The sequence below is a fragment of the Candidatus Krumholzibacteriia bacterium genome (assembly GCA_035649275.1).
Taxonomy (GTDB): domain Bacteria; phylum Krumholzibacteriota; class Krumholzibacteriia.
Map to the genome: position 1 here is coordinate 15,059 of DASRJW010000067.1, position 16,895 is coordinate 31,953.

The 16,895-nt window shown below is 67.3% G+C and carries 15 protein-coding genes; 8 read left to right on the forward strand and 7 right to left on the reverse strand.

Going from position 1 to position 16,895, the window contains the following annotated elements:
- Window positions 1-48: 48 nt before the first annotated feature.
- The 5 genes from VFE28_06590 to meaB are packed head-to-tail and all read right to left on the reverse strand — an operon-like array spanning window position 49 to window position 4,482.
- On the reverse strand, window positions 49-708 hold the full coding sequence (locus VFE28_06590; GenBank protein ID HZM15652.1) for a 3-oxoacid CoA-transferase subunit B: 660 nt from the start codon (window positions 706-708) through the stop codon (window positions 49-51).
- Entirely contained in the window at window positions 659-1,360 is a 702-nt protein-coding gene (locus VFE28_06595; protein HZM15653.1) for a CoA transferase subunit A, read from the reverse strand. The genes VFE28_06590 and VFE28_06595 overlap by 50 nt, the downstream gene beginning before the upstream one ends.
- Window positions 1,361-1,387: 27 nt before the next feature.
- Window positions 1,388-1,813 (reverse strand): cobalamin B12-binding domain-containing protein, encoded by a 426-nt coding sequence (locus tag VFE28_06600; protein ID HZM15654.1) that lies wholly within the window; start codon window positions 1,811-1,813, stop codon window positions 1,388-1,390.
- A 27-nt stretch (window positions 1,814-1,840) separates the two neighbouring features.
- Window positions 1,841-3,499, reverse strand: coding sequence for a methylmalonyl-CoA mutase family protein (locus VFE28_06605; protein ID HZM15655.1), 1,659 nt, complete (start codon window positions 3,497-3,499; stop codon window positions 1,841-1,843).
- 5 nt (window positions 3,500-3,504) lie between these two features.
- The gene (gene meaB / locus VFE28_06610; protein HZM15656.1) at window positions 3,505-4,482 is read right to left on the reverse strand and encodes a methylmalonyl Co-A mutase-associated GTPase MeaB; all 978 of its coding nucleotides are present in this window, start codon (window positions 4,480-4,482) and stop codon (window positions 3,505-3,507) included.
- A gap of 145 nt (window positions 4,483-4,627) precedes the next feature.
- On the opposite strand from meaB, the gene VFE28_06615 reads away from it, so the two are divergent.
- The 3 genes from VFE28_06615 to VFE28_06625 are packed head-to-tail and all read left to right on the forward strand — an operon-like array spanning window position 4,628 to window position 8,407.
- Complete coding sequence (locus tag VFE28_06615; GenBank protein ID HZM15657.1) at window positions 4,628-5,572, forward strand: xanthine dehydrogenase family protein subunit M; 945 nt, start codon at window positions 4,628-4,630, stop codon at window positions 5,570-5,572.
- Window positions 5,573-5,585: 13 nt separating this feature from the next.
- Window positions 5,586-6,086 (forward strand): 2Fe-2S iron-sulfur cluster-binding protein, encoded by a 501-nt coding sequence (locus tag VFE28_06620; protein ID HZM15658.1) that lies wholly within the window; start codon window positions 5,586-5,588, stop codon window positions 6,084-6,086.
- Window positions 6,083-8,407 (forward strand): molybdopterin cofactor-binding domain-containing protein, encoded by a 2,325-nt coding sequence (locus VFE28_06625; GenBank protein ID HZM15659.1) that lies wholly within the window; start codon window positions 6,083-6,085, stop codon window positions 8,405-8,407. The genes VFE28_06620 and VFE28_06625 overlap by 4 nt, the downstream gene beginning before the upstream one ends.
- Window positions 8,408-8,417: 10 nt before the next feature.
- Here VFE28_06625 and VFE28_06630 read toward each other — a convergent pair whose 3' ends face one another.
- Window positions 8,418-8,648: a hypothetical protein gene (locus tag VFE28_06630; GenBank protein HZM15660.1), complete on the reverse strand. Its 231-nt coding sequence runs from the start codon at window positions 8,646-8,648 to the stop codon at window positions 8,418-8,420.
- A complete protein-coding gene (locus VFE28_06635; GenBank protein HZM15661.1) occupies window positions 8,648-9,370 on the reverse strand; it encodes a lamin tail domain-containing protein in 723 nt (240 codons plus the stop codon). Before VFE28_06635 ends, VFE28_06630 begins: the two co-directional genes overlap by 1 nt.
- A 319-nt stretch (window positions 9,371-9,689) precedes the next feature.
- Here VFE28_06635 and VFE28_06640 point away from each other — a divergent pair, with 319 nt between their 5' ends.
- The 5 genes from VFE28_06640 to VFE28_06660 all read left to right on the forward strand — a co-directional run.
- A complete protein-coding gene (locus tag VFE28_06640) occupies window positions 9,690-11,204 on the forward strand; it encodes a PLP-dependent aminotransferase family protein (GenBank protein ID HZM15662.1) in 1,515 nt (504 codons plus the stop codon).
- A 13-nt stretch (window positions 11,205-11,217) separates the two neighbouring features.
- Window positions 11,218-12,096, forward strand: coding sequence for a pyridoxal 5'-phosphate synthase lyase subunit PdxS (gene pdxS, locus VFE28_06645; protein HZM15663.1), 879 nt, complete (start codon window positions 11,218-11,220; stop codon window positions 12,094-12,096).
- 84 nt (window positions 12,097-12,180) lie between these two features.
- The gene (pdxT, locus tag VFE28_06650) at window positions 12,181-12,771 is read left to right on the forward strand and encodes a pyridoxal 5'-phosphate synthase glutaminase subunit PdxT (protein ID HZM15664.1); all 591 of its coding nucleotides are present in this window, start codon (window positions 12,181-12,183) and stop codon (window positions 12,769-12,771) included.
- 250 nt (window positions 12,772-13,021) lie between these two features.
- Window positions 13,022-16,282 carry a FlgD immunoglobulin-like domain containing protein gene (locus VFE28_06655; GenBank protein HZM15665.1) on the forward strand — a complete coding sequence of 1,087 codons (3,261 nt, stop codon included), beginning with the start codon at window positions 13,022-13,024 and terminating at the stop codon, window positions 16,280-16,282.
- Between the two features lie 196 nt (window positions 16,283-16,478).
- Window positions 16,479-16,895, forward strand: a 417-nt coding sequence (locus VFE28_06660; GenBank protein HZM15666.1) for a hypothetical protein, incomplete at its 3' end; no start/stop codon positions are given.

A 16,895-nucleotide genomic window follows, 5' to 3' on the forward strand; every position in this document is an offset into this window, starting at 1 on the left:
GCTGTGGTGGTCAGTGTTCGGGATGAGGCGGCAGCCCTGCCGCCTGGGTCAGACTCGCATGGGCACGGCGCCACGCACTTCGAGCGGCGCCCCCGTGGCCTGGGCCACCGCCGCCGGGGTGGTGTCCTCGGCGTATTCCAGGAGTTCGAGGCCCCCCGGACCCACCCGGATCACCCCGAGATCGGTGACGATCATGTCGGTGCAAGCCCTGCCCGTGAGCGGCAGGGTGCATTCTCGCAAGATCTTGGGAGTGCCGTCGCGATCGGTGTGCTGCATGGCCACGATGGTGCGCTTCGAGCCCGCCACCAGGTCCATGGCGCCCCCCATGCCCTTCACCATCTTCCCCGGGATCATCCAGTTGGCGATGTCGCCGCGCATGCTCACTTGCATGGCGCCGAGCACGCAGAGATCCAGATGGCCGCCGCGCACCATGCCGAAGCTGTCGGCGCTGGAGAAGTAGGCGGCGCCGGCGATGGCGGTAACGGTCTCCTTGCCGGCATTGATCAAGTCCGGATCGATCTCCGCTTCCAGCGGATACGGCCCCATGCCGAGGAGCCCGTTCTCGGTGTGGAAGACGACCTGCATCCCTGCCGGAACGTAGTTCGCCACCAGCGTCGGAATGCCGATGCCGAGGTTGACGTAGAAGCCGTCGCGCAGCTCACGCGCCACCCGCCGGGCGATGAGTTCTTTTTTCGATACGCTTTTCATACACCTCCCCCCGCACCAGGACATCGACGTAGATCCCCGGGGTGACGATGGAATCGGGGTCCAGGGTGCCGGCCTCCACGATTTCCTCCACCTCGGCGATGGTGGTCTTCGCCGCCGTGGCCATCATGGGGTTGAAGTTACGCGTCGTGCGCCGGTACACCAAGTTGCCCATGCGGTCGCCGCGGTAGGCTTTGAGGAAGGCGAAATCGGCGCCGAGGGCGCGCTCCAGCACGTAGTCCCGCCCGTCGATGCGCCGCACCTCTTTGCCCTCCGCCACCAAGGTGCCAACGCCAGTGGGGGTGAAGAAGGCCGGGATGCCGGCGCCGTAGGCACGGATGCGCTCGGCGAAGGTGCCCTGCGGTACGAGTTCGATGTCGATCTCCTTGCTCAGGATCATCCGCTCCAGGGTCTCGTTCTCCCCCACGTAGGTGCCGATCATCTTGCGCACCTGCTTTGTCCGCAGCAACAGGCCGATGCCGTAGTCGTCGACGCCGGCGTTGTTGCTGATCACGGTCAGGTTCTTGGTGCCGCGCCGGACCAAGGCCTTGATCAGGTTCTCCGGGATGCCGCAGAGACCGAAGCCACCCATCAGAATGCTGGCGCCGTCCGGGACCAGCGCCACAGCCTCTTCGACCTCGAGAATCCGGGTCATGCCCACCTCGATCTGCCAGGCTCCCGCTCAGGCTCCGCGGCGCTGCCGCCGCGAGCGCACCTCGGCGCGGATGTAATCGATCGCTTCCTGCAGGGAAGCGCCCGGGCCGAAGAGGCGGCCCGTCCCTAGTTTTTGCAGCGCCTTCATGTCCTCGGGGCTGATGATGCCGCCGCCGGTGACGAGGACGTCGCCAGCGCCGTTCTGCCGCAGCAGCTCGAGGACGCGGGGGAAGATAGTCATGTGCGCTCCCGACAGGATCGACAGCGCCACCACGTCCACGTCTTCCTGGATGCAGGCGTTGACCACCATCTGCGGCGACTGCTGCAGCCCGGCGTAGATGACTTCCATCCCGGCGTCGCGGAGGGCGTTGGCCACCACGCGGGCGCCGCGGTCGTGCCCGTCCAGGCCGGGCTTGGCGATGAGGACGCGGATTCTCTCTTCCCCGGGACGCAGGGCCTCCCCCTCTCCGGCGGCGGCCGCCTAGAACACCGCCGGTTCGCGGTAGGCGCCGAAGACCTGGCCCATGGCCGCCACGGCCTCGCCCACGGTGACGTAGGCGTGGGCACACTCGAGAAGGGCCGGCATCAGGTTGACCTCGCCGCGCGCGGCATCGCGCAGCTCCTTCAGACAGCGCTCGGCGCGCGCCGCGTCACGGGAGCGCCGGACGTCGGCCACGACGGTGCGGCACTCGCGTTCGGTGCTCATGTCGATCTTGAGGATCGGGATCTCCAGGTTCTCCTCGGGCTCGACGTACTCGTTCACGCCCACCATGACCTTGCGGCGCGCCTCCAGCTCTTTCTGGTAGCGGTAGGAGGCGCGGCCGATCTCGCGCTGCTGGAAGCCCTCCTCGATGGCGGCGACGACGCCGCCCAGGGCCTCGATCTTGGCGAAGTACTCCTCCGCTTGCGCCTCCATGCGCTGGGTGAGGGACTCGACGAAGTAGCTGCCCCCGAGGGGATCGATGACGTGGGCCACGCCGGTCTCGTGGGCGATGATCTGCTGCGTCCGCAGGGCGATCTTCGCCGACTTGTCCGTGGGTAGCGCCAAGGTTTCGTCCATGGAGTTCGTGTGCAGGCTCTGGGTGCCGCCGAGCACTCCAGCCAAGGCCTGCAAGGCGACGCGGACGATGTTGTTCTCCGGCTGCTGCGCGGTGAGCGAGCAGCCAGCGGTCTGGGTGTGGAAGCGCAGGCGCCAAGAATTCTCCTCCTGCGCCCCGTACCGCTCGCGCATGTGCCGGGCCCAGATGCGCCGCGCCGCCCGGTACTTGCAGATCTCCTCGAAGAAATCGCTGTGGGCGTTGAAGAAGAAGGAGAGCCGCGGGGCGAAGGCGTCCACCTCCAGTCCGCGGGCGAGGCTCGCCTCGACGTAGCCGAAACCGTCGGCCAGGGTGAAGGCGAGCTCCTGCACCGCCGTGGAGCCGGCTTCGCGGATGTGGTAGCCGCTGATGGAGACGGGATGGAAGAGCGGCATCTCCCGGGTGGCGAACTCGATGGTGTCCACCACCAGGCGCATGGACGGCGCCGGCGGGTAGATGAATTCCTTCTGGGCGACGTACTCCTTGAGGATGTCGTTCTGCAGCGTGCCGCGCAGCTGCCCCCGCTTCGCCCCCTGTTTCTCCGCGGCCGCGATGTAGAAGGCCCAGATGATCGCCGCCGGACCATTGATGGTCATGGAGGTGCTCACTTGACCGAGGGGGATGCCGTCGAAGAGCGTCTCCATGTCGCGCAGGCTGGCGATGGAAACGCCGCAGCGCCCCACTTCGCCCTCGGCGCGCTCGTCGTCCGGGTCCACGCCCATGAGCGTCGGCAAGTCGAAGGCCACGGAGAGCCCGGTGCCGCCCTGGGCGAGCAGATACTTGTAACGCTGGTTCGATTCCCGGGCGCTGCCGAAACCGGAGAACTGCCGCATCGTCCACAAGCGGCCGCGGTACATGTTGGCGTAGGGACCGCGGGTGAAGGGGTACTCCCCTGGGGAACCCAAGTCGCGTTCGTAGTCGAAACCGTCCAGGTCGGCCGGCGTGTAGAGCGTATGCAGCGTCTCGCCAGAGAGCGTGGTGAAGTCGGCGTTGCGCTGCACGCCGCTTTCACTCGCCGCCTTCTGCCGGCGCCCTGCATGGGTCGTGTCGCGTTTCCCTGCCATGCTGTTCACTCCTCGGGCTCGTGGGGCCGCTGCAGCACCCCGCTTCGCTGCAGCAGGGAACGGGCCAGGGCGTACGGAGTTCCCCTGCCGCTCTCGATGTCGTTCATGCCGGCGGCGAAGAGCCGCCGCACCTCTGGGTCCGCCCAGAGCGCGCTCGTGAGCTGATCCTGCACCAGATCACGCACTCGGGACTCCAGGGCGCGGCGCTGCTTCTCACGCAGCCGTCCTTCAGCTTGCAGCCAGGCGCGATGGCCACGCAGCGCCTCGAGTACTTCGGGCACGCCGGTCCCCGCCCGCGCTTCGGCGAGGAGCACCGGCGGCTCCCAGCCCGGCCACTCCTTCATCTCCAGAGTGGTGCGGAGGTCGGCTTCCATCTTCTCGGCGCCGCCGCGGTCGCGCTTGTTCACCACGAAGATGTCACCGATCTCCATCAAACCTGCCTTCATCGCCTGGATGCCGTCGCCCGATTCGGGGACCAGCACCACGATCGTCGTCTGCACCTTCTCGGCGACGTCGAGCTCCGACTGTCCGACGCCGACCGTTTCGAGGAGCACCCAGGTACAGCCGAAGGCGTCGAGCACATCGGCGACCTCAGAGGCGTGCAGCGACAGCCCACCCAGACTGCCCCGCGTCGCCAGGCTGCGGAAGAAGATGCGGCCGTCGTTGCCGACCGGCCCGAGCCGCACCCGATCGCCGAGGAGCGCGCCACCGGTGAATGGGCTGGTGGGATCCACCGCGACGATGCCCGGACGCTCGTCAGCGGCGACCAGGAGCTCCGCCAGCTTGTCCACCAGCGTGCTCTTCCCCGCTCCCGGAGGCCCGGTGACGCCGACCCGCGCCGCTCCACCCACCCGAGGATACAGTCGTTCCAGGACGGCGAGCGACTCCGGCCGTGCATCTTCGACGACGCTGATGAGACGGGCCGCCGCTCTCTTGTTCCCCTGCTCGAACTGGCGCAACAGGTCGTCGAGAGAATCTCCCAAGAGAGGCCCCGCCTCCGCTCGTGGATCCCCACGGTCTCGCACAAGTCTCGAAAAACTCTAAGGTTGCGTCGTCGGCACTGTCAACCGTGCTATGCTGACGCCTTGCACCACTGCGGCGCTCCTGCACATCCGTCGAGGAGGATGCGTGATCCCAGGCCTCGGGGCTTTCTATCGGCCTGATCGTCTGGAGGAGGCCCTGAGTCTGCTCCTGCGGGAGCCCCGGGCACGACTTCTCGCCGGCGGTACGGACCTCCTTCTGGAAGAAGAACCCGTCGAGGCGCTGATCGACATCACCCGACTCGGTCTCGACGGCATCCGGGTCGAGCCCGAGGGCTTGGTGCTCGGCGCGACGGCGCGCATCGAAGCGGTGCGGCGGGCCGAGGTGGTGCAACAGTGGGCTGACGGGGTTCTCGTCGGCGCTTGCCTGCACTTCGGCACCCTGCAGGTACGCAACATGGCGACCGTGGGCGGCAACATCGCGCATGCCTTGCCGGCCGCCGACCTGGTCCCGGCGCTCCTCGTCCTGGATGCACAGCTCGAACTCGCCCGGGCCACACCTGCGGGCGACTGTGTGCGGCGCAACGTCCCCCTGGATGGCTTCGCCACTGGGCCTTTCACCACCGTTCTCCAGCCGGGCGAGCTCCTCACCGCCGTGCAGGTGCCGGCACGAACGCGGACCTGGCGGGCTCAATTCCGCAAGATCGGGCGCGTCGTCAAGGACCTGGCCCAGGTCAACTGCGCCGTGGCACTGCAGGTGGAAAAGCAGCGGGTACTCTCCGCCCGCCTGGCGGTCGGCGCCGTGCACCCCACGGTGACACGTGTGCCAGCCGCCGAAGCCGAGCTCGTGGGAGGAGAGATTCGCGGCGCCGACTGGTCGGCGCGTGTAGGCCGCGCCGTGGACGCGGTGCGCTCTTTCATCCGCCCCATCAGCGACATGCGCGCCACCCGCGAGTGGCGCCGCCACGTCTGCGGCGTGCTCCTCTGCCGCAGCCTCGAGTGGGTCGCCGATCCCCACCGCGCCGGGCATGTGCCGCGCTACGAAGATGGCCAGTCCTATCGCGTCGGCGTACAGGGCAGCGGCGACGGGTGAGCTGGGAGCAGGCATGAGCAGCGAGCAACACATCCGCCCCGGCCGAGTCCCTCTCTCGCTGGTGGTGAACGGCGCCCACCACACCTTCCAGGTGCGGATGCAAGACTCGCTTCTCGATGTGCTCCGGCGCGAGGGTTGGAAGAGCGTGAAGCGTGTCTGCGAGACCGCCGACTGCGGTGCTTGCAGCGTTCTCTTCGACGGCTCGTTGGTGGATTCCTGCAGCACCCTGGCGCTGCAGGCGGAGGCCGGCCGGGTGGAGACCGTGGAGGCGCTCGCCGGGACAGAGCTCCACCCGCTGCAGCAGGCCTTCCTGCAGCACGCCGCGGCGCAGTGCGGCTTCTGCATTCCAGGGATGCTGCTCTCCATGAAAGCGCTCCTCGACGCCGAACCCGAGGCGAGCGAAGCCGACTTGCGCGAGGTGATGACACTCTGTCGTTGCACGGGCTACGCCAAGCCGCTGGCAGCGACCCGTCAATACCGGGAAGGGCTCGCGGACTCTCGAGGGAGTCGATGACCACCATCACCAAGCCACCAGCAAGCGCCACCGAGCACGAGAGCGTCGGGCGTTCGCTGCCGAAGGTGGATGGCGAGAAGCTCGTCCGTGGCCGGGCGGTTTACACCGACGACGTGCACCCCGATGGCCTCGTCATCGGCCGCATCCTGGGCAGCCCGCATCCGCATGCGCGTCTCCGGCACATCGATACGAGGGAGGCCCTGGCCCTGCCGGGTGTCCTCTGCGTGCTCACCCATGCCGACGTGCCCCGGGTGCCGCACACGACTGCGGGGCAGAGCCACCCCGAGCCGTCGCCCTACGATGCCTATCTCCTCGACCGCAAGGTCCGCTACGTCGGCGATCGCGTCGCCCTCGTCGCCGCCGTGGACGACGACACTGCTGACGAGGCGCTGCGCCGCATCCGGGTGGACTACGAGATCCTTCCCGCTGTCTTCGAACCTGCCGACGCTCTCGCGCCGGGCGCGCCTGTCCTCCACGACGAGACCGAGAGCACCGGCATCGCCGACCGGTCGCGCAACCTGGCGGCGGTTCTCGATTTCGAGGTGGGCGACGTGGACGCTGGGCTGGCTCGAGCGGACCTCGTGCACCGCGATGTCTACCGGGTGCAGGCGGTGCAGCACGTGAGCTTGGAGCCGCACGTCGTCATCACCTGGCTCGACGAAGACGACCGTCTCCTGGTGCGGACGAGCACTCAAGTTCCCTTCCACGTGCGCCGGCTGCTGGCCCGCACGCTGCAGTTTCCCCTCGGGCGCATCCGCGTCATGAAACCGCGCATCGGGGGCGGCTTCGGCGGCAAGCAGGAGATGACTCTGGAAGACGCTTGCGCGGCCCTCACGCTCGCGACGCGCCAGCCCGTGAAGATCGAATACGACCGCAGCGAAGAGTTCGTCATGAGTCGCACCCGGCACGCCATGCAGCTCGAGGTGGCGATCGGAGCCAAGCGGGACGGGGAGATCACCGCCATCGACATGCGCGTGCTCTCCGACACCGGGGCCTACGGCACCCACGGGATCACGGTCACCGGGAGCACCGGCAGCAAGACGCTGCCCCTCTACAATCGTGCGGCGCGCCGCTTCCATTGCGACGTCGTCTACACCAACCATCCCATCGCCGGCGCCTGCCGTGGATACGGCGCCCCGCAAGGTTTCTTCGCCCTGGAAAGCGCCATCGACGAGTTGGCTTGTCAGCTGGGCCTGGACCCGCTCGAGCTCCGCCGGCGCAACATGATCCGTGACGGCGAGGTGGATCTGGTCTCTGCCGCCTTGGAAGCCAAAGGCAAGGGCTGGACGCGCCGGATCCAGAGCTATGGACTGGAAGCTTGCATCGAACAAGGGGCCCGAGCGAGCGGCTGGGAGAAGCGTGACGCGTTGCCGCGCGACGGCGAGTTGGTTCGGGGCATGGGTGTCGCCCTCGCCATGCAGTCTTCCGGCGTCGCCGGCGTCGACTGGGGTGCCGCCGCGATCAAGCTGAACGAGGACGGCTCTTGGAACCTGAGCATGGGGGCCACCGACCTCGGCACGGGCGCCGACACGGCGCTGGCGCAGATCGCGGCGGAGACGCTCGGCGTCTCCCTGGACCGCATCCTCGTCTACGCTGCCGACACCGATCTCGTCCCCTACGACGTCGGCGCCTATGCCTCGAGCATCACCTATGTATCGGGGAACGCCGTGCGTCGTGCCGCCGAGGAGGCCCGCGACCAGGTCCTGGGGGTCGCGTCTCGCCTCCTCGGGATCTCGGCGGAGCGCCTGCGCTGCAGCGGCAATCGGGTCGAGAGCGACAGCGGTCGCAGCCTCTCGCTGGCCGAGATCGCCGATCACGCCATGCACCGCGAGATGACCCAGATCCTCGGGCGCGCCTCCTTCTGCATCCGCGACTCGCCTCCCCCCTTCGCGGCGCAGTTCGCCGAGGTCGAGGTGGACACCGAGACGGGGCGCGTGCGGGTGCTGCGCTTCGTTTCCGCCGTGGACTGCGGCACCGCCATCAATCCCTTGCAGGTGGAAGGGCAGATCGAAGGTGCCGTCGCCATGGGCATCGGCTATGCGCTCTGCGAAGAGATGCTCTACGACGAGAGCGGCCGCATGCTGAATCCGAATCTCGTCGACTACAAGATGATCCACGCCGACGACATGCCGGCAGTACAGACACTGGTCGTCGAGTCCTATGAGCCCACCGGGCCCTTTGGAGCCAAATCCGTCGCCGAAGTACCCACCAACGGTCCGGCGCCGGCGATCGCGAACGCGATCCGGCACGCCACCGGCGTCCGCTTGACGCAGCTGCCGATGACGCCGGACCGCGTTCTGCGCGCTCTCGGCAAGATCTAAGCACCGAGTCTCAAGGACAGGATTCGAACATCTGCACCAGCCCCAAGCCGCAGCCGACCGTTCCCTGCAGGCCCGGTTGCGTGCAGGCGCTGTAGGCAACGGCGATGGCAACCCAGCATTCCAAGCTGAGCTGCGGCAGCACGATGGCTTGCAGCGCCAGACCAGGCGCCGAGGGCAGCATGCTAGAGGCCACCGCGAGACCGAGAACGAAAGCGGGAAGCAAGGCTTCGAGTCGCTGCATCACCGCTCTCCTTGCGGACGGTCACGAGGCGCCCCGCCCGGCGGGCTGGCGGGAACGCCGGTTTTGTCCGGCGACGACTCGCTCTCGGTGGCAAAGAGCCTCTTGACCCGGGTCCAGGTCGCCGGAGCGACCGGCAGGGGACAACCATTCTGGGCCCCCGGCGTCGGTCTGCACCCGGTACCGAGAGGCGCCGTCGTTCCGGTGTACGGATTGAGGCCGTCGAAGACGACCCAGTTGTCGGCACCATCGGGCTGGCGTCCGGTGGAGCGATCGTCGAGACCTTCGTGGGCGGCATAGATGTACTCGTCGACGACGAGTGTCTCCGCTGCGACCACGTGAAAGAGCCGCACCGTGTCGCCGGCGTTGTTGAGCGACAAGCCCACGGTGCTCGCCCCGTTGCTCGTTTCCCAGGCCACGCTGTCCGTGCCGTAGACGATGAGCACGGCGCCCGGAGCCAGGGTGCCGGTGAAACCGAAACGAAAGATGTTGCTCGCGTCGGCGAGGAAGAGGCCGTCCAACGACGCCGCCAGCGGACCGGTGTTGACGATCTCCAGCCACTCGTCGTCGCGGAACTGAACGGTGCCGTCGCCATTCCAGTCCGTCGCCGGATCGGCGAGGATCTCGTTCAACCGCACCTCACCCTGGCAGGCTCGAGCGGGAAACACCGTGAACCCGAGGCAGCTAAGGAAACCGATGGCGAAGTTCCGGAGCAGAACACGCATGGGATGTCGTTCCTAGCGGGAGGGCGTTCGGGGCCGGGGGCGTTCCAGCAGGGCGCGTACCGGGCGCACGGACGCTACAAGCCATCGAGGCGGGTTTCGGTGCTTCCAGCCGTCACCGTCGTGGACACCTGCTGTCGATGCAGGAGGCGATCCGGAGCGAGGTTGTGCTGCCTGCACCGGCGTGGGCGACCTGGCAGCCTTCCAGTCCAAGATGACAAATGGCCCATCCAATTATGGGGCTAACATAGGCTTGGAATGGCTCTTGCGCCCTGTGGCTCCTTTGGCTAGCCTACTGTGGACCGGCCAATTGGAGGCGGCCATGCAACTCGTCCTCGATCGCACCCGGGAGCTCCCGCTCCACCGACAGATCGAGCTGCAGATCCGCGGCTTGATCGAGGGTGGTGACCTCGTCCCAGGCAATCGCCTGCCGGCGAGCCGTGGTCTGGCGCGAAAACTCGGCGTCAACCGCGCCACGGTGACAAGCGCCTACGACTCCCTCGCCGCCGCTGGTCTGGTGGAGGCGCGTGTCGGCCGTGGCACCCGTGTCGCCGGCAGACCGGAGACGCCAGCAAAGCGCGCCGCCGCCAGTAGCAGGACCGCCGCGGGAGCGCGCTGGTCGGAGCGTTTGGCGGCGGGACTGGACGGTCTGCCGCGCCTCGAAGGCCCAGCCGGCCTGGAACGCCGCACGGATCGCATCGATTTCACTGGCGTCGTGCCGGACGAACGCCTCTTCCCGGTGGACAGCTTGCGGCGCTGCGTCGATGACGTGCTGCGTCGCAACGGCGAGCAGCTCCTCCAGTATGGTTCCACCCGCGGCCACGCACCTTTCCGCGACATGATCGCGCAGCGCTTGCGTCTCGGCGGAACCCGCGTCGACGCCGACGAGATCCTGGTAGTGAACGGAGCGCAGCAAGGCCTCGAGCTCTTCTGCAAGGCACTTCTCGACCCCGGCGACGCCGTCGTGGTGGAGTCGCCGACGTACGGCAACTTGCTGGGGCTCCTGCGGCTCTATCGCGCCGATATCCTGCCGGTGCGGATGACGGCGGAGGGCCTCGACCTGGAGCAGCTCGAAGCGCTCCTTGGACGCCGGCGCGTCAAGTTCCTCTACACCATGCCGCACTTCCAGAATCCGACCGGGATCACGACGGAACGCGGCCACCGCGAGCGCTTGCTCGAGATCGCCGCGCGCCATGATCTCGTCCTTCTCGAGGACGGTTTCGAGGAAGAGCTGCGTTGGGATGGTGGCGAAGTGCTCCCGCTCCGCGCCCTTGATCCGGACGGCCGGGTTTGCTACGTGGGCACCTTCTCCAAGGGACTGTGCCCGGGCTTCCGGATCGGCTGGCTTGTGGGGGCCCGCGAGTTGATCACGGATCTGGCGCACCTGAAGCGCGCCACGGATTTCCATAGCTCCGTGCTCCTGCAAGCGGCGCTGGCCGAGTTCTGCCGGCGCGGCGAGTACGACAAGCACCTGCGGCGGCTCCGGCAGGTCTATCGCGCCCGGATGGCGCGCACCGACGAAGCGTTGCGCGCCCACATGCCGCCAGGAACGCGCTGGCGCCTCCCGGCCGGCGGCTTCTGCCTCTGGCTCGAGCTGCCGCAGGGAGTGGTGGACGAGGAGCTCGCCGCGCGGACTGCCCGCGACGGCGTGTACCTGAGCCCAGGACGGCATTTCTTCGTCGCCGATCCGGGCTATGGCTGCGCGCGGCTCTCCATCAGCCGCACGAGCGAAGAGGAAATCGACAAGGGCCTCGCCATCGTCGGGCGCCATCTGCACGCGCTCACTCGCGAGGTCGGACAGCGCGGCCGCGCCAGCGAGGCACGGCCCTACGTGTGACGAAGGAGGACCCATGGATAGCGACATCCGCGCCAAGAGAGGGCTCGCCGAAATGCTCCGGAACGGCGTCATCATGGACGTCACCAACGCGGAGCAGGCGAAGATCGCCGAGAGCGCTGGGGCGGTGGCGGTCATGGCGCTCGAGCGCGTCCCTGCCGACATCCGCGCCGAGGGCGGCGTGGCCCGCATGGCCGCCATCGACAGGATCCGCGAGATCCAAGACGCTGTTTCCATCCCCGTGATGGCGAAGGTACGTATCGGTCACTTCGCCGAGGCCCAGGTGCTGGAAGCTTTGGAAGTGGACTTCATCGACGAGAGCGAGGTGCTCACTCCTGCCGACGAGGAGCACCACGTCGACAAGTGGCCGTTCAAGGTCCCCTTCGTCTGCGGTTGCCGCGATCTCGGCGAGGCGCTGCGGCGGATCGCCGAAGGGGCGGCTCTCATCCGCACCAAGGGCGAGGCCGGCTCGGGGAACATCGTCGAGGCGGTACGTCACCTGCGCAAGATCACCGCCCAGATCCGCCGCTTGACCGTTCTCGGCCCCGAAGAGCTGGTGCACGAGGCGAAGGAGCTCGGCTCTCCGGTGGAGCTGGTGCGCTGGGTGCGGGAGAACGAGAAGCTGCCGGTGCCCAACTTCGCCGCCGGCGGTATCGCCACCCCCGCCGACGCCTCTCTGGTGATGCAGCTCGGCGCCGAGAGCGTCTTCGTCGGCTCAGGCATCTTCAAGTCCGAGGATCCCCCGGCACGGGCACGTGCCATCGTGCATGCCACGCTGCACTTCAGGGAGCCGGCGGAAGTGTTGCGGGCGTCCTCGGGCCTGGCAGGCGCCATGCCCGGTCTCGACGTGCGCCGGCTCGAAGAGAAGGACCTGTTGCAGACACGCGGCTGGTAAGCGGGAGGTGGGAGGCGGGCCCAATCTCTGATGAATTCATCGAAGCATCGGGCCATCCCTCATCCCGCAGATCGGGGGCGCAGCATGCAGGTAGGAATCCTGGCATTGCAGGGGGACATCCAGGCGCATGAACGCGTCCTCGACCAGCTTGGCGTCCGCTGGCGCGAGGTGCGGCGGCCGGGTGAACTCGCAGGCCTCGCCGGTCTCGTCCTCCCCGGCGGCGAGAGCACGACGATGTGGCACTTCCTGAGGGAAGACGGTTTCGACACTGCCCTCCAGGACTTCGGTCGCGCCGGTGGTGCTTTCTTCGGCACCTGCGCTGGCGCCATCCTCCTCGCCCGGGAAGTGCAGAACCCGCCGGGCCCCGCCCTCGGCCTGCTCGACATTTCGGTGCAGCGCAACGGCTGGGGCCGCCAGACGATGAGCCGGGTCGAGACCGCCATGACCGACGATCCGGAAGCCCCAATCATCGAGGCCGTCCTCATCCGCGCCCCGCGCATTCTCCGTTGCGGCCCCGGGGTGCGTGTTCGCGCCCGACTGGGCGACGAGCCGGTGTGGGTCGAAGAGGGGCGGGCCATGGCCACGACCTTCCACCCCGAACTCTCTACTGAGCTGAGGGTGCACCGGCGCTTCCTCGAGCTCGCCGCATTGGCCCCGAGTTTCGCCCCGGCCTGAGCAGCTCGTCGTTGACCCGCTCCCCGCGTGGGAGTACGCTTTCCTCCGCGATCGAGCCGGACAAGACGACAACGGCGGCGGGCCCTCCCTCCCTCTCCTGCCGCATCCATGATCGACCTCGCGCCGCCCAGCGCGTGCCGCTGTCGGCGGGAGCAGCGCTGCTTCCGCCCTCGGCTCGGCATGCGGTGCGCTCGCATCGCTCTGCGGGCTTGTTCGTCCGCGGAGTGTTCGTACTGGGGGGGGGACCGCCATGCCTCGCCGTTGCTTCGTTCCCGAATTCTGTTTTCGCCTCCCTTTCTGCCTCTTGCTTCTCGTCGCAGGTACCGCTCTGGCGCGGCCGGCCGGCCAGGCCCAGCAAGTGTCCGCGCCGGATGTCGAGGTCGACCTCGTCGGCGATGTCGACGGCACGAACCCGCTGCCGCAGAAGGCCCTACAGGACACCATCTGGATCGCCGACTGGTCGTTCGACCACGGCGCCTCCTGCACCGAGGCAGGCTGGACGCACGTGGACAACCACATCCGGAACGATGGTGTCCAGTACTGGCACATCGAGACGGGGTTCACGACCGCCACGGGGATGACGGGCAATTCGTTCGCCGTGGGCTACCACGGGAACGTCTGCTGTGTCGACGCGGACGGCTACGACAACGATTGGTACCAAGGCGTCCGGATCACCTACACCGACGTGGGTGGCGCCGGGACCCCGACCTTGTCGCTGGACTACATCGTCGACAGTGAGGCTGGTTTCGACTTCCTGAACATCGAGACCGACTCGCTGTGCTTGTCGTACGCCCGCGTGAACTTCATTACCGCGCCGAACCGGGCTCCGGCCAACTACCGGAAGCTCAAGGGCCAGGCCGACGGCTTGAACACGAACGGTGAGTTCAATGCGGTGGCCCTGGACGAGTACGGCCCGGGCTCGCACTGCGTCTACATCGCCTTCTTCGCCGACGGCGGCTTCTCGCCCTGCGACGGCGACCAGCCGACGACGGTGGGCGAAGCCGCCGTCCTCGACAACATCGTGATTGTCGACGGCTCCGGTACCCGCACCGAGAACTTCGAGGACGGCGTCCTCAGCTTCGGTACGGCGCTGAACATCGCGGACAGCGTGCCCTTCGGCACCTGGGCGCGTCTGTACCAGCACATCACCGACAACGACATCTGCACGGAGAACAGGACTTGCGCCTGGCTGTGGACCGACCCCATGTCCTGGCAGGGGGATCCGAGCATGGCGTTCGGACCCGGGGGCTACGTGATGCGGAACTGGCTCGACGACATCGTCGTGAGCCCGTGGGTCAGCTTGGCCAGCACACCGACGGCGAGCGGAACGGTGCTCGCGTTCCGCCGCTTCCCCGGCAATTTCTTCCAAACCAGCCGCATCGTGCAGAACTGGTCGGTCCGGGGTCGCAATGTCTCCTGCGTCACGGGCTGGCGTCACGCCGGGCAGTGGAACTCGCTCTCGTTCTTCGGCTGGCAGTCCCTGATGTTCGACATGTCGACGACCTTGGATCCCACCTCCATGGAGATTCAGATCCGACATCGCACCTCGGACTGGCAGTGGATCGCCGGGGCCGGCGTGCCGGTGCCGTTCGTTGTCGGCCCGGGCCCCTACGTCGATCGCACCCGCATCGGGCGCCTGGTCCTCACCGGTCCAGTGATCAACGAAGGCATCGATTCCCGTTCGCAGGGTCAAGATGCCTTCCCTACCGAGATCAGCCCCATCGTGACGCCTGCCGGCCAGCACTTCCGTCCGACCACGGATCGCTTCGGCGCCTGCGCCTTCTCGGAGGGAGCGGAGCCCGGCTTCGGCAGAACGCTCCCGAGCCCGAACCTGGTCACAGGTGACTCGATCAACGTCAACGTGCAAGCGCTGCGCCCGGTGCCGGGCGGCAACATGGTGAGCTCGGTGGTGTTCTATGGCGCCGTCGTGGCCGGCCCGCACCAGGGCAGGGCCGTACCGACGACAATGGCCACGGCCCCGCCGCCATGGTCGGTGGGCCCGAACGGGTTCTTCTCGTTCAACGCCGACACGACCCGTGCGGCTTCCGGTGTGCCGCTGGCCAACAACTACTTCGTCGACATGGACGACTTCTACTTCCGTGGCGGCGACGTGCTGCAGTACCTCTGGACGGCGACGGACGCTGCCGGCGGCTTCACCTCCGACCCCCGGGGGTTGACGGCACCGCCGACCTCCATCGCTCAAGCGCAGGCGGCTACGGGCGGACTCTTCGAAGTCAACTTCCTGCCCACGATCCACTGGGACCCGGCCTACAGGACCGCGATCCTGGCCGATGACTACGGAGACATCGCGCCGACGGCGCAACAACTCGCCAACTCGACGCAGGAGAACTGCATCCTCTACGTCCAGAACATCGTGACGCGGAGGCTGAGCGGCCAAGTCAACCGCACCTCCTTCATGTACTCGTTGGATCGTCTGGGATACGGACCGACGGCGACTGACCCGCATGGCCACTACGATGTCTACGACCATCAAGGCATGGGGAACACCAACAACCAGCTCGCTGGCCGGGCGACGATCCAACAGTGCCCGGGTTACAGCCTGATCGTCTACGACAACGGCAACGGTACTCCGGGCAGACCACTCCTGCCAGACGGGGTCAACCTCGACTCCGAGAAGATCGATCAGGCCACCTGGTTCGTGCAGTGGCTGGCACAGGGCTCGTCCAGTGCAGCCGGCCGGGCGACGTTGTGGATGATGGGCTCCAACACCGTCCAGGAGAAGCCAACCAACAGCCTCATCGCGACCACCATGGGGATAACCTTCGCGGGCGCCGATCAGGCGCTCAACTTCAACCCGCAAGTCGATGGCGTGGCCAGCTTCACTTTCGACACGGGCGCTGGCTCGGCAACCGTGGATTTCAGCACCACACTGTTCTCCCTCAATGGTGGCTGCCCGGTGGTGGATAACTACGACGCCATCAACGCCGTTGGCAGCGCGGTGCGTACCCACAGGTACCGCAGTCCAACGAACGCTGTTCTCGGCGCCGGCGCCATCGTCATGAACCGGAATGACGCCGGGGGCTACAACACGATCCAGCAGACCCACCCCTGGTTCGACATCCGCGACAACGCCGGGACACCTGCCGCGACGCCACCGGAGCTCACGTTCCTACAGCAGATCCTCTGGGCTGTGCTCCCGCCGCCCTGTCTGCGTTCACCGAATCCAGCCACGGGCGTGGGAGACGAGAACGCCCTCGACGCCTTGCCGCGGCAGACCGTCTTGCATCAGAACATCCCGAACCCGTTCAACCCGATGACCGAGATTCGCTTCGACCTGTCCCAGGGTGGACGCGTCAGCTTGCGCATCTACGACGTCGCCGGGCGGCTGGTCCGGACGCTGGTCGACAAGGACATGTCCGCGGGCCGCAACCACACGGTGGTGTGGAACGGTCTCGACGACCAGAACAACAAGGTCGCCAGCGGCGTGTACTTCTACCGCCTCGACGCGGTGGACCAGACTCTGACCAGGAAGATGGTGGTCATGAAGTAGCACGACCAAGTCATCGTGCAGAGTTGTTAGTCTCGAGGGGGGGACAATCATGCTGCGTTCTGTGCTCGCTCCCGGAGCCCTGTCGAACTCTGAGAGCCGGTCTGCCCGATTCAGACTCTGTTTTCACCTCTGCATCTGCATCGCGGCTCTGCTTGCCGGAACCGCTTGGGCCCGGCCTTCGGGCCCGCCACCGGAAGTGTCTGAGCCGGAGGTCGAGGTCGACCTGATCGGCGACGTCGACGGCACGAATCCCGCGCCGCAGAAAGCGTTGCAGGACACGGTGTGGATCGCCGACTGGACGTTCGACACCGGCGCACCCTGCAGCGAGGCAGGCTGGACGCACGTGGACAACCACATCCTGAACGATGGTGTCCAGTACTGGCACCTCGAGACAGGGTTCACGACCGCCACGGGGATGGCGGGCAACTCGTTCGCCGTGGGCTACCACGGGAACGTGTGCTGCACCGATTCAGACGGCTACGACAACGATTGGTACCAGGGCATCCGGATCACCTACACCGACGTGGGTGGCGCCGGGACCCCGACGCTGTCGCTGGACTACATCGTCGACAGCGAAGCCGGTTTCGACTTCCTGAACATCGAGACCGACTCG